General features: G+C 42.9%; 12 protein-coding genes and 9 tRNA genes. 2 read left to right on the top strand and 19 right to left on the bottom strand.

Annotated features, from left to right (window positions below):
* Nucleotides 1-154 precede the first annotated feature (154 nt).
* The 10 genes from KHB02_RS24415 to KHB02_RS24460 all read right to left on the bottom strand — a co-directional run bounded on the left by KHB02_RS24415 (nucleotide 155) and on the right by KHB02_RS24460 (nucleotide 1,704).
* Nucleotides 155-228, bottom strand: a tRNA-Gly gene (locus tag KHB02_RS24415).
* 14 nt (nucleotides 229-242) lie between these two features.
* A tRNA-Pro gene (locus KHB02_RS24420) sits at nucleotides 243-319 on the bottom strand.
* A gap of 22 nt (nucleotides 320-341) precedes the next feature.
* Nucleotides 342-415, bottom strand: a tRNA-Arg gene (locus tag KHB02_RS24425).
* Between the two features lie 59 nt (nucleotides 416-474).
* Nucleotides 475-560, bottom strand: a tRNA-Leu gene (locus tag KHB02_RS24430).
* Nucleotides 561-623: 63 nt separating this feature from the next.
* Nucleotides 624-708, bottom strand: a tRNA-Leu gene (locus KHB02_RS24435).
* A gap of 7 nt (nucleotides 709-715) precedes the next feature.
* Nucleotides 716-790 (bottom strand) — tRNA-Gln (locus KHB02_RS24440).
* A 63-nt stretch (nucleotides 791-853) separates the two neighbouring features.
* A tRNA-Glu gene (locus KHB02_RS24445) sits at nucleotides 854-925 on the bottom strand.
* Between the two features lie 12 nt (nucleotides 926-937).
* Nucleotides 938-1,028 (bottom strand) — tRNA-Ser (locus KHB02_RS24450).
* A 4-nt stretch (nucleotides 1,029-1,032) separates the two neighbouring features.
* Nucleotides 1,033-1,107: transfer RNA gene (locus KHB02_RS24455), tRNA-Asn, on the bottom strand.
* A 120-nt stretch (nucleotides 1,108-1,227) separates the two neighbouring features.
* A complete protein-coding gene (locus tag KHB02_RS24460; RefSeq protein ID WP_213148128.1) occupies nucleotides 1,228-1,704 on the bottom strand; it encodes a SprT family protein in 477 nt (158 codons plus the stop codon).
* Between the two features lie 94 nt (nucleotides 1,705-1,798).
* On the opposite strand from KHB02_RS24460, the gene cmpA reads away from it, so the two are divergent.
* Nucleotides 1,799-1,909 carry a cortex morphogenetic protein CmpA gene (cmpA, locus tag KHB02_RS24465; protein WP_213148129.1) on the top strand — a complete coding sequence of 37 codons (111 nt, stop codon included), beginning with the start codon at nucleotides 1,799-1,801 and terminating at the stop codon, nucleotides 1,907-1,909.
* A 17-nt stretch (nucleotides 1,910-1,926) separates the two neighbouring features.
* On the opposite strand, the gene KHB02_RS24470 is transcribed toward cmpA, so the two are convergent.
* The 6 genes from KHB02_RS24470 to acpS all read right to left on the bottom strand — a co-directional run bounded on the left by KHB02_RS24470 (nucleotide 1,927) and on the right by acpS (nucleotide 8,285).
* Complete coding sequence (locus KHB02_RS24470) at nucleotides 1,927-4,101, bottom strand: Tex family protein (RefSeq protein WP_213148130.1); 2,175 nt, start codon at nucleotides 4,099-4,101, stop codon at nucleotides 1,927-1,929.
* Between the two features lie 539 nt (nucleotides 4,102-4,640).
* On the bottom strand, nucleotides 4,641-4,991 hold the full coding sequence (gene ndoA / locus KHB02_RS24475) for a type II toxin-antitoxin system endoribonuclease NdoA (RefSeq protein WP_007083556.1): 351 nt from the start codon (nucleotides 4,989-4,991) through the stop codon (nucleotides 4,641-4,643).
* Between the two features lie 4 nt (nucleotides 4,992-4,995).
* The gene (locus tag KHB02_RS24480) at nucleotides 4,996-5,277 is read right to left on the bottom strand and encodes a CopG family ribbon-helix-helix protein (RefSeq protein WP_213120931.1); all 282 of its coding nucleotides are present in this window, start codon (nucleotides 5,275-5,277) and stop codon (nucleotides 4,996-4,998) included.
* Nucleotides 5,278-5,461: 184 nt separating this feature from the next.
* On the bottom strand, nucleotides 5,462-6,619 hold the full coding sequence (alr, locus tag KHB02_RS24485) for an alanine racemase (protein WP_213148131.1): 1,158 nt from the start codon (nucleotides 6,617-6,619) through the stop codon (nucleotides 5,462-5,464).
* A gap of 133 nt (nucleotides 6,620-6,752) precedes the next feature.
* Entirely contained in the window at nucleotides 6,753-7,766 is a 1,014-nt protein-coding gene (locus tag KHB02_RS24490; RefSeq protein WP_213148132.1) for a LolA family protein, read from the bottom strand.
* A 165-nt stretch (nucleotides 7,767-7,931) separates the two neighbouring features.
* Nucleotides 7,932-8,285, bottom strand: coding sequence for a holo-ACP synthase (gene acpS, locus KHB02_RS24495; RefSeq protein ID WP_213148133.1), 354 nt, complete (start codon nucleotides 8,283-8,285; stop codon nucleotides 7,932-7,934).
* 90 nt (nucleotides 8,286-8,375) lie between these two features.
* Here acpS and KHB02_RS24500 point away from each other — a divergent pair, with 90 nt between their 5' ends.
* On the top strand, nucleotides 8,376-8,966 hold the full coding sequence (locus KHB02_RS24500; protein WP_213148134.1) for a rhomboid family intramembrane serine protease: 591 nt from the start codon (nucleotides 8,376-8,378) through the stop codon (nucleotides 8,964-8,966).
* A gap of 9 nt (nucleotides 8,967-8,975) precedes the next feature.
* Here the strand turns inward: KHB02_RS24500 and KHB02_RS24505 are convergent, their stop codons facing one another.
* The 3 genes from KHB02_RS24505 to uvsE form a co-directional block, all read right to left on the bottom strand.
* Nucleotides 8,976-10,430, bottom strand: coding sequence for a PH domain-containing protein (locus tag KHB02_RS24505; protein WP_338088322.1), 1,455 nt, complete (start codon nucleotides 10,428-10,430; stop codon nucleotides 8,976-8,978).
* A complete protein-coding gene (locus KHB02_RS24510; RefSeq protein WP_213148135.1) occupies nucleotides 10,420-10,899 on the bottom strand; it encodes a PH domain-containing protein in 480 nt (159 codons plus the stop codon). The genes KHB02_RS24505 and KHB02_RS24510 overlap by 11 nt, the downstream gene beginning before the upstream one ends.
* A gap of 79 nt (nucleotides 10,900-10,978) precedes the next feature.
* Entirely contained in the window at nucleotides 10,979-11,941 is a 963-nt protein-coding gene (gene uvsE, locus KHB02_RS24515) for a UV DNA damage repair endonuclease UvsE (RefSeq protein ID WP_213148136.1), read from the bottom strand.
* Between the last annotated feature and the right edge of the window lie 13 nt (nucleotides 11,942-11,954).

An 11,954-nucleotide genomic window follows, 5' to 3' on the forward strand; every position in this document is an offset into this window, starting at 1 on the left:
CGCCAGCGTTCGTCCTGAGCCAGGATCAAACTCTCCAATAAAGTTGAGTTGATTAGCTCAAAAATGTTACGTTGGCTTCGTTTCAAATGAAACGAATATTATTGTTTGTTGACGTTTTTGTTTGTTTAGTTTTCAAAGAACTATTATTCTAAAGTGGAGCGGGTGATGGGAATCGAACCCACAACAACAGCTTGGAAGGCTGTGGTTTTACCACTAAACTACACCCGCATATAAAATTATGATGGTCGGGAAAACAGGATTCGAACCTGCGACCCCTTGGTCCCAAACCAAGTGCTCTACCAAGCTGAGCTATTTCCCGATATTGGAATTAAACTTTAGAACGCGCCCGACAGGAGTCGAACCCATAACCTTCTGATCCGTAGTCAGACGCTCTATCCAATTGAGCTACGGGCGCTCTTTTTAATCAACTTTTATATCTTATCACATTCGATTTATTATGTCAATATATTTTTTTGGTGCGGCCGAGAGGACTTGAACCTCCACGGTGTTGCCACCACTAGGCCCTCAACCTAGCGCGTCTGCCATTCCGCCACGACCGCATTTTAAATTAGTGACAAAGAAAATCATAACATGTTTCCCGAGGTTTTTCAACAGGAAATTATTGGTGCGGGTGAAGGGAGTCGAACCCCCACGCCTTGCGGCGCCAGATCCTAAGTCTGGTGCGTCTGCCAATTCCGCCACACCCGCAAAAAAATGGCTGGGCTAGCAGGATTCGAACCTACGAGTGACGGAGTCAAAGTCCGTTGCCTTACCGCTTGGCTATAGCCCAATATATTTATTTTTCAAGAGAGAAAGAAACAGGAAATGAATTTGTTTCATTCCCCATTCCTGATGACCCCTACGGGATTCGAACCCGTGTTACCGCCGTGAAAGGGCGGTGTCTTAACCGCTTGACCAAGGGGCCGATATTTTAACCTGGCGGAGAAGGAGGGATTTGAACCCTCGCGCCGCTTACGCGACCTACACCCTTAGCAGGGGCGCCTCTTCAGCCACTTGAGTACTTCCCCAATATGGCTCCGCAGGCAGGATTCGAACCTGCGACCGATCGGTTAACAGCCGATAGCTCTACCACTGAGCTACTGCGGAATAATAGCAAATATGAAGCTAGTCCAATAAGGCGTTGCCCTATCGACTCTTTAAATTATAATGACGTCTTTATCTAAAGTCAATACGAATTTTCATAGAAATAAATGGTTCTTCAAACTTTCATTCCAAAAGATATTCTTTGACCTTTTCTAATTTCCCTTTGCAATTTCCACAAACATAGCGACTTGTATCAATGCTTCTTCTGCGCTGATATGGAAGGCTGCACTTTGTGCATTTATATAAAAGTATTTTTTTAGCTTTACGTTTTCTTTTTGGGACATCCGGAAGCTGATTGCAAAACCTTGGTGCTCCCACCTTTTTTAAGAGTGTTTTAAAATCTAAATCACGATGCTTGTATCCCTTGCCTTCAAGGTGAAGATGATAGTGAACTAGTTCGTGTTTGATGATCCCAATTAATTCTTGTTCGCCAAGCTGATCCAAATACTTTTTATTAATTTCGATATTATGTGTCCCCAAAAGATATCTGCCGCCAGTTGATCTGAGCCGAGAATTAAAGGATGCCTTATGTTTGAATGGCTTCCCAAAGTACTCCATCGAGATTTTTTCCACCATCAACTGAAGCTCCGAATCCTCCATTTAAGGTTCCCTCACTTTCTTTGCGAACGTGACAACCTATTATAGCATATATTGTATATACCCTTGTGGAGAAACTTTTCGGGAGGTTTAATTTATGCCTACTTGGTTTCAAAACCAAATGAAAAGAGCATTTTATGAAAAAAATCGATATCAAATTAAGATGTTAAATCAATGCTGGTTTTTTTACAGAAAAAAACACTGCTAAGCAAGCAGTGTTTTCATTTATTTTGCTGGAGGAAGCATCGTTAGTGCTACCCGGCCTTTTTTCATATCAACCGAATCTACCCAGACGGTTACTACATCCCCTACTGAGACAATATCGAGCGGATGTTTGACAAATCGAGTACTTAGTTTTGAGATATGAACAAGCCCGTCCTGTTTAACACCAATGTCTACAAAGGCTCCAAAATCAACAACATTTCTGACTGTACCTTGGAGCTCCATTCCGGATTTTAGATCTTCCAGTTTTAAAACATCTTTTTTCAAAAGCGGACGGGGCAGGTCGTCACGCGGATCACGTTCCGGTCTTACAAGTGCGTCAACAATATCCTTCAATGTTAACTCACCAATGGATAACTCTTCAGAAACAGACTTCAAATCAAGTCCGTTCAAGGCAGATATCAACTCTTCAGATCCTAGGTGAGCAGTTGTAAAGCCGAGGTTTTTAAGGAGTTTTTCTACCTCTTTGTAATTTTCCGGGTGAATTCCAGTCCGGTCCAGCGGCTGTTTTCCATCTAATACCCGCAGGAAGCCCACCGCTTGTTCATAGGTCTTTGCACCAAGGCGCGGAACCTTCTTTAATTGCGAGCGGCTGGTGAATTTCCCTTCCTCATCGCGCATTTTCACAATATTATTGGCTGCTGTTTTATTAAGGCCGGCAACATACTGCAGCAAGGAAGATGAGGCAGTATTCACATTCACGCCGACCTGGTTAACTGCCGTTTCCACGACGAAATGGAGTGATTCGGACAAAAGTTTCTGAGATACATCATGCTGGTATTGGCCGACGCCTACTGATTTCGGATCTATCTTAACCAATTCCGCAAGCGGGTCCTGCAGACGGCGGGCAATTGACACGGCACTCCGTTCTTCAACTTGGAAGTTAGGGAATTCCTCTCTTGCTAGATCGGAAGCAGAATACACACTTGCCCCGGCCTCATTCACAATTAGATAAAAGATTTCTCCCTTAACTTCTTTTAAAATATCAGCTACGAATTGCTCTGTCTCTCTTGAGGCTGTCCCGTTTCCGACAGCAACCATCTCAACCTTATAGTCCCGCAATATTTTGATAAACTTGTCTTTTGCTTCCTCGAGCTTTGCTTTCGGTGGGTGCGGGTAAATGACATCAATCTTTAGGACTTTCCCGGTTTCATCCACAACCGCCAGCTTACAGCCTGTCCGATAGGCCGGGTCGACACCTAAGACGATTTTTCCCTTTAACGGCGGCTGGAGGAGAAGGTTTCTCAAATTCTCTGAGAATATATGAATGGCCTGTTCCTCTGCTTTTACAGTCAATTCACTGCGGATTTCTCGCTCAATAGATGGCTGGATTAATCTTTTGTAGCCGTCTTCGATTGCTTCCAATACAAATGGGGCTGTTGGCGAGTACTCCTTTTTAACCCACTTTTTGGACAAATACGAAATGATGATATCTGAGTTCATTTTGATAGATACTCTTAGAATGTCTTCTTTTTCACCGCGGTTTAGGGCAAGGATACGGTGCGGAACGATTTTATTTACCGGTTCCTCGTATTCATAGTACATTTCGTAAACGTTTTTCTCGTCCTTTTCCGTTTCCTTTACAACAGAGACAACTGTACCGGATTTGAAGGTTTCCCGACGAATCCACTTGCGGCCTTCCGCATCGTCTGACACCATTTCCGCAATGATATCCTTTGCACCAGCTAGCGCATCTTCTATTGTAAGAACCTCTTTTTCTTCCGATAAAAATTCTTTCGCCTTTTCTTCAACACTTTCTTTTGGGAGTGTCAGTAACCATTCGGCCAGCGGCTCAAGGCCTTTTTCTTTAGCTATAGTAGCCTTGGTTCGTCTTTTTTGTTTATAGGGACGGTATAAATCTTCTACCTCTTGGAGCTTTTCAGCTTTTACGATGCTTTGCTGGAGCTCTTCGGTCAGCTTTCCTTGTTCCGCAATGATCCGGAGAACTTCTTCTTTTCTTTGTTCGAGGTTTTGTATGTATTGCCAGCGTTCTAGAATGTTACGGATTTGCACCTCATCGAGGGCACCGGTCATTTCTTTCCGATAGCGAGCGATAAATGGGACGGTATTTCCTTCATTAAGTAAGGAAATGACATTTTTTACTTGCTTATGATTGATTGCCAATTCAGCAGCAATTTTGCCTAGTAACTGTTCGTCTTTTACTATTGTTTCGGTCACAACTTTACCTCCAATTTCCTTTTAACACTTATTGTATCAAATTAGCGCAGGGGTTTCATTATACGGTAAATCAGTACGCTCTTCCTTTCACTTACTTATGAAGGACATTTTCGTCCGGTTCTTCTTTTGTTTTGTCCTTCATCACGCTTTTGAAGGACATTTTCACTCCTGGTCACAACCCGTTTTGTCCTTCATCACCCCTATCAAGGACATTTCACTCCTAGTCACAACCCATTTTGTCCTTCATCACGCCTATCAAGGACATTTCACTCCTAGTCACAACCCATTTTGTCCTTCATCACGCTTATCAAGGACATTTTACTCCTAGTCACAACCCGTTTTGTCCTTCATCACGCCCATCAAGGACATTTCACCCCTAGTCACAACCCGTTTTGTCCTTCAACCGTCTTGCTCTACCTTCCAAGATCAAGTTTCCCTTAAAAAATAAAAGAGGCAAGCTTCCATGAGCTTGCCTTAGCAATATGAGGGCAGAATTATGTACGAAAAAACGCTCTTCTTTTCACAAAGAGCGTTTTAAGTTAAAATTCGATGAGACCAAGACTTACCTGCAAGGCTTCATCCACTTTTTCCATCATTTCGTCATCGAGATGGGTAATTTTATCGGTTAACCGCTGCTTATCAATTGTGCGAATTTGCTCTAACAGAATGACTGAGTCGCGTTCAAATCCGTAGCGCTTCGCATCAATTTCAACATGAGTAGGGAGCTTCGCTTTCTGAATTTGAGCTGTAATCGCTGCAACAATCACTGTGGGACTAAACCGATTCCCGATGTCGTTTTGGATGACTAGTACAGGGCGGACGCCGCCTTGTTCAGAACCAACAACTGGGGAAAGGTCCGCAAAATATACGTCACCACGCTTGACAATCAAGGGATTATCCTCCGCTTACAAGACGTTCAACAGTATGCTCTGCCTCATATTCTGCTTGAAATGCTTCTGACGCAATCCTAAGATTAATCTTTGCCATTTCCATGTATCCACGTCTCATGGATTCGCGAATTTGTCTCGTTTTTCGTTCGCGTAAATACATTTTTGTTGCTTGGTAGATAAACTCACTGCGGTTTACATTTTCCTGCTTTACGAAACCATCTAATTCAGTTAATAGATGCTGCGGTAATTTTACCAAGATTTCCGTAGTTGCGCTGGATTCAGACACCCAACATACACCTCCACCATCACTACACACCATTTTTTTATCTATACCATATTTTATAATAACACTAAACGCTCTTCATGCATAGACTAAATATGATTCCTACTGTATTATAAGCCAACTAAACAAGCTTTTATGCACAAATTACCGCAATATCATAAATATGTTTCCTATGCATGATTTACACCTATACCAGGTAATTTTTTATCTCGACAATTCTTTCACTTTTTTTATAAATGCGCGGTACCCGGCTCGCAATGATACACGGTATCTCGTAATTAATGGTGTCAAGCTTGGCGGCAATTTCATTAACGGAAATCAGCTGGTCACCTTCGCTTCCAATTAACGTGACGGTTGTTCCAACAGGAATCTCAAAAGGAAGACGGATCATGCATTGGTCCATACAAACCCTTCCGACAATTGGTGCGCGAAGTCCTGCAATTAGGACCTCCTGCCCCTGCAGCCTGCGAATCCATCCATCAGCATATCCGATTGGCAAAGTGCCAATCCATTCTTCCTGTTCACTTTCATATGTGGCCCCGTAGCTCACTTTGTTGCCTTTTGGCAGCTTCTTAATATGGACAAGCTTTGTCTTTAACGAAAAAGCCTCTTTTAGGGAAAAAGGAATTTCCTGTTCCATTTCCGGTGATGGGGTTAACCCGTACATTACAATTCCAAGCCTGACAGCATTGAAATAGGCTTTTGGAAACCGAATAGCCGCTGCACTGTTGCTGGCATGAATATACTTTGGCCGTTCAGCCAGTGTGCCTACAAGTGCTTCGAATTTGCCTAATTGCTCATTGAAATAGGCAGTTTCCAACTCATCAGCCGTTGCGAAATGCGTAAAAATCCCTTCAAACAAAAGTCGGCTATCAGTTGCAATGGTTTGTTCAACAGCTTTTAATTCCTCGACAGTGCGGACGCCGATCCGTCCCATTCCTGTATCCACTTTAACATGGACCTTTAGCTGATCATTTGTATTCAACTGCTGTTTTGCATCCTCGAGCCATTCCTTTTGAAAAACAGTTAGGGTGATATTATTTTGAACAGCCACCAAGGCGTCCCCTGGACGAGAAGCCCCTAAAACAAGTATAGGTGCCGTTATCCCTTTTTTTCGCAGTGCAATCGCTTCATCAATAAAGGCTACCGCCAGATACACCGCCCCTGCATTCAGTGCGGTTTCAGCCACTTGGATATCCCCGTGGCCATAGGCATTAGCTTTCACGACGGCAAAAATGTCCACCCCTTCAGGCAGTTGTTTTTTGACAGATGTGACATTCTCCGCAATACAATCCAAATCTACTTCTACCCATGTATCCCGATAAAAAGAATCTTGTTCTCCCATGATTCCACTTCCTAAAAACATTAATGTCAGTTTATTATAACATAAAAAAAAACAGGCCCCTAAGAGCCTGCCGGTGTAAATTATTGGTTCCAATCAGCGGCAGGTGCAACATCTCCGCGGCTTGAAACTTTATTTATTTTACTGCTTCCCCTTGGACGGATTTAGCGATCTCGACCATCTCTTTCTTCGTCAGGTTTTTGGAGGCAATCATATAATCGACTCCGCCCTGTGACCAGGAAATCGAATGATCAGTAACGGCCCCAATCGTAATGCCTAGGTCAACCAAGTCACCTTCTACATAAGTCGGAGTAGTCGAGGCAACCTTGGATTTCACCTTTTCCTGAACAAGGGTGAATGATTTTTTACCGTCGTAAGTAAGGACAACCCGTTTTCCATCCTCAATCTTGACAGATTTCTCCTCAATCAGTTTTGTGCCTTTAATTTCATAGGTTGGATATTTAACCGTAAAGGCTTTATCTCCTCCATCTGCCATCGCCGGCATATTTAGCTCTGCACGGGTCATGTTCTTCTTCATATCGAAGTCGTCCTTGTCAAAGCTGGCGTTGAATTTAACCTTTGTAAATTCTACTGTTACAAGAGCATTTCGATCAGGGTCCATCACTTTAACGACTGCTGGTGACAAATCCTTTTTATTCAGCTTAATTTCCTGGATTGGAAGCATACTATTATTTTGATAGCGGGTTTTTGTTTCAAACACGTAGTGTTCTTTCGTAGCGGAAAATTTGGCGTCTTTATCGGCCACAATGTCTTTAATTAATGATTCATAAAGATAAGCCTGGCTGCTGTTTTGCGGCCAATCGCTTTGGAAGCGGAAGCTCTTTTTCAGGGCAGGTGTTAACACAAATACGCCTTCATTATTTCTTAAAATCATTTGGCTTTGGTCTTTTTCCGCATTTTTTAGGTTAACACGATAAAAGTTTGGGTCCATATGCCAGATTTCCACGTCGTAAACCTGAGAATCCGACCCCATTTTGAGGGTCATTTTTGCTTCAGCTTTATAGCTTGATAAGTCCTTTTGCTTTCCATTTAAATCTTTTACCACATCATCCTGTGATTTAGAACCGCAGGCAGCGAGCATGAAGATTGCGATCAGCCCCGTGATGAGCAGCACTAACTTTTTCCTCATTCCTTCAACCCCTTCTTGTCTCATTTCAGTGTATTGAGAAGAGAAAGGCAGGGATCAGGCATGATAACCAAAATGACCAAGCTGACCTTGTCTCTCCTTTTTCCCTATGAATATATGAGACAACCTTGGGGAATATGCTAACAGGCCTGACAAGCTTTTTTTAAATTAGTGATCCTCTTCAATCACAACCTGGGCGACAGCGTAATCCCTACTATGGGAAATGGACAAATGGGCACATACTTCCGGCTTTTTAATGACCGGTTTGCCCAACTCATCCGAACTAATTTCGATGTCCAAAAAGGAAAGCTCTTTACCAATCCCCGTTCCAATCGCTTTTGAGAAAGCTTCTTTTGCTGCAAATCTTCCAGCTAAAAATTCGACCTTTCGACGCTCTGCCAATTCTGAGAATCTTTGTTTTTCGCTGGCCGTCAAAACCCGGTCAATAAATTTGGGCTGCCGGCTGATGATTTCGTGAACTCTGGAAAGTTCAATAATATCAATACCAATTCCTTTAATCATCGCTAATCTTCCTTCTATTTCATTTCCTGTCAGCATAATAGTGTACAAGATAAAATAATAGTCTATGATGGTAGTAAGAGGTGGAAAATAATGTTTACTCGAACAGAAAGTCTTCGCGAGTTTCTTCGCTATTACCCGGTGGTTTCTATTATTGTGGCCATTCATCTCATTCTTTTTATCTGCACCATTTTACCAATATTCCCTAATTCCTGGTTTATTGAAACCCTCTCCGGGGTCAATCTTTACATTATGGAGGGCGAGTATTGGCGGCTGATTACACCGATCTTTATGCACAGCGGTTTCTCCCATATGCTTTTTAATAGTTTTGCCCTTGTATTATTTGGACCAGGGCTAGAGCGGATGCTCGGCGGCGGACGATTTTTGATTGTATATCTGGTTTCCGGATTGATCGCCAACGTTGCCACCTTAATGCTTGAGGCGCTCACCTATACACATGTCGGATCAAGCGGGGCGATATTCGGGCTGTTCGGCTACTATTTGGCGCTAATTCTTTTTAAAAAAAATACACTTTCCAAAGCGAATTCCCAAATAATCATCACACTTACGGTTATCAGCTTAGTAATGACATTTCTTGAACCTAACGTGAATATTACCGCCCATCTTTTTGGGCTGCTGGGCGGGCTTTTGCTTGGGGCAGTTTCACGACAAAGCCCTGAATAGAGGGAGGCTTCAACCGCTCGCCCCCTCCCTGTTTTTCTGTTCCTTAGAGTACCAGCCAAAAATCTTCTCTACCTCACTTTTTTCCATGTCGACAACTGTCCCGCCGGCACCGCCTAGTCCCGATTTTACATAGGCCTCAATTGTCCCCAATTGTTTATTTCGTTGAAAATAACTTTCCCTTATTTCCAAGCTTTGAATCTTGTTTTTCTTCATAAAGACAGTGGTGCGGTTGGTGGTCTGAAATCTAAGGGTCAGCTGCTGACCATCCAAACTCCAGCCTGCGGTTTTATATTTCAGTATCGCCCAAAATGTAAATATTCCAATTAGGATCAGCGAAAAGAGACCCCATATTTTGAAAAAAAAGATGGCTGCCACTGCGATTGGAACTGGAATGAACCAGCTCCGGAAAATATAACGCCTTATTGCCCGCTTCGGGACCGGCGTGAAGGACGCCGTGAAATGATACTCCGGCAGGTAATGGCCAATTATTGCAGACAATTCCCTTACCTTCATGATTGGCAGCAGGATTACATTTGCGCCATCCTTGTTCTCAATGGATCCCCCGGCACTTTCCACATACACCGTTCCATAACCAAGCAATTGCCTGATTGGATTCTCACTGATTCTTATGGCTTGAATCCGGTTTAAAGGAATGGTAATTTGTTTTTTCTCAAGAAGCCCCTGTGAAATAACGAAGTCCTTTTCTGTTTGTACTACCGTGAAATTCGCATATTTTAGCATCGTCAACACTAAGGCAATCAGCCATGCCAGGAAAAAGCCAGCAAAGACAAGGATGGCAATAAGGATAAGATTGTGAACCGCCCAGTCTTCCAACCCGCCAAAGACCTTTTTAAAAGGGATGAAATCGTCAAACTGGGAAAGCAGTGCGAATAAAGCAGATATCACCACCCCGATGCCTCCTGATGTTAACGATAAGAGCAATAATTCCGGTGTGGTTATTTTAAAAATCGGCTTGGCCACTTTGTGGCTTGCTATTTCTGAATCACCCGTTTTAGCTGCTGCAACATACTCTTGAATGAGTTTTGCCTCTTCCTTGGTAATGGCCGAAAGAACGGCCTCTGCTTCCTCGTCTCCACTTGAGCCGGCTGTTTCAATCTGTACCTTCACAAGCCCAAACAGCTGCTGCAAAATGCCTTCTGTCAAATCGATGCTTTGGATTCGTTCAAAGGGGATATATCGTTTTTTGCGAATGAAAATCCCGTATTCAACTCGAAGCTCATTATTTTCAAACCGATAAGTATATTTTAACCAAGAAATCAGGCCGGAGATAAAAGTGAAAATAACAACAACAAAGGCTATACCAAATGTAATGAAAAGAGATTCCTTGCCTTCTCGCCCTCCCGATAAAAATATCGCAGCTAAGGGGATGAAAAGGTTTTTTAATCTTTTTCCGGTATTAATGACGCTGGCGATGGGGTGAAGCCGTTTGGGTTCAGACATCATCTTCAGCCACCCTCGCCAATTTTGAAATATAGAATCGTAATTCTTCCGCTTCGCTCTCCTTCAGGGCAGGGATTTCATGAGCGGTGGCCGCCGTATGGACGATGACCGATGCCAGCTTATATTTTCTTAAAATTGGGCCCTGTACGGTATCGACATGCTGAACACGGACCATCGGCACGAGCGTACGACTAATAATAAAAATCCCTTCCAATAGTTCAATTTCTTCTTCACGGACCTCGTACCGCCAGCGTTTCCATCTGATTGATGGGAATAAGAAAATATGTAAATAGGTTAATATGATGGCGAGCGCTATAAGGATAACCGATACCCAAATGGGTCCGTTAAATATATGTATTATTATGATGGCTGTGACAGCTATAGCCCACTCTATCGCCGCTTTTATAACACCAGAAATGCGCCAAACTTTCAGGGCACTTTCTGAGATGCGTTTTTGCGGTTCAGTCTGCATTCTATTTCCCCCTCCCTTTTAAATGAGAAAATGGCAAACTTTCACATATAAGTATACATAGAAAGGTATGGAAGCTCTACTATTCCATCAGAAAACTTGACTGATCCAGCATTTTGATTCCGCTCTTACCTTGCAAGTCCCGAGAAAGTTGAAAGAGTGCAGCATCCTTTTGCTTCGCTTCGATCATGCAATGAATCTCAGGAACCGTCCCCTTGATTTGAGCAAGAAACCGAAGGAACATCTCAACATCCACATAATCCGCATGAGCACGAAAGTCACGTTCTGACCGCGGGCTAGAAATATGCATTTTTATCGGCAGGGGAGAATCCTTCCAGGTCTCCACCACTCGCCCCCAATCCTCCTGCCAATTTTTGTCCTCATGATTGGCCAGATGATGATGATAATCAAACACCATGGGAATGCCCAGTTTTTCACAAAGATATAAGGTCTCTTTAACGGTAAATGTCGTATCATCATTTTCCAGCATAATCATTCTTTGGATGGAGGGGGAAATATAGGCCCAATTATGAATAAATAATTCGAGAGCCTTTTCCTTATCATCATAGCCGCCTCCGACATGAAGGACACAGCGGTGTTCCGTGTCTACCCCCATACCCTTCAGCAGGGCTTTATGCATAACAAGTGTTCTCAATGAGTTTTTTAAAATCTCTTTATTCGGTGAATTAAGAACAACAAAATGATCAGGATGGAAATCAATTCTTGCTGGGTGCTTCTTGATGTAGTCTGCCAGCTCTTTTAGGGGCTCTATTAATGGCTTCATGTAATTCCAGTCGAGCAATTCCTCATGGTTGGCCAGTGGTACGAGCCGCGAGCTTAACCGAAAGAAGTGAATTTGATTGGCTTCATTATGCTTTAGGAGACGGAGGCAATTATGTAAATTTGATTCAGAAATTCTTTCCAGTTTACGAATAGCTGCATCCCTGTCTTTAATTTTGCTGAATTGCGCAAATGTCATTGTTTGCGATGGGGATGCATTTTGAAGTTCCACACTCATGGCGACATATCCGAGACGTATAATCATGTTAAAACCTCCA

Source organism: Neobacillus citreus, from assembly GCF_018343545.2.
Taxonomy (GTDB): Bacteria; Bacillota; Bacilli; order Bacillales; family Cytobacillaceae; genus Neobacillus; species Neobacillus citreus.

What these genes read in the sequence shown, in the direction of transcription:
- KHB02_RS24510 (WP_213148135.1), bottom strand. Translation starts at nt 10,899, where the DNA reads ATGCAGACTGAACCGCAAAAACGCATCTCAGAAAGTGCCCTGAAAGTT.
- KHB02_RS24505 (WP_338088322.1), bottom strand. Translation starts at nt 10,430, where the DNA reads ATGATGTCTGAACCCAAACGGCTTCACCCCATCGCCAGCGTCATTAAT.
- acpS (WP_213148133.1), bottom strand. Translation starts at nt 8,285, where the DNA reads ATGATTAAAGGAATTGGTATTGATATTATTGAACTTTCCAGAGTTCAC.
- cmpA (WP_213148129.1), top strand. Translation starts at nt 1,799, where the DNA reads ATGCCTACTTGGTTTCAAAACCAAATGAAAAGAGCATTTTATGAAAAA.
- KHB02_RS24500 (WP_213148134.1), top strand. Translation starts at nt 8,376, where the DNA reads ATGTTTACTCGAACAGAAAGTCTTCGCGAGTTTCTTCGCTATTACCCG.
- KHB02_RS24460 (WP_213148128.1), bottom strand. Translation starts at nt 1,704, where the DNA reads ATGGAGGATTCGGAGCTTCAGTTGATGGTGGAAAAAATCTCGATGGAG.
- KHB02_RS24490 (WP_213148132.1), bottom strand. Translation starts at nt 7,766, where the DNA reads ATGAGGAAAAAGTTAGTGCTGCTCATCACGGGGCTGATCGCAATCTTC.
- uvsE (WP_213148136.1), bottom strand. Translation starts at nt 11,941, where the DNA reads ATGATTATACGTCTCGGATATGTCGCCATGAGTGTGGAACTTCAAAAT.
- alr (WP_213148131.1), bottom strand. Translation starts at nt 6,619, where the DNA reads ATGGGAGAACAAGATTCTTTTTATCGGGATACATGGGTAGAAGTAGAT.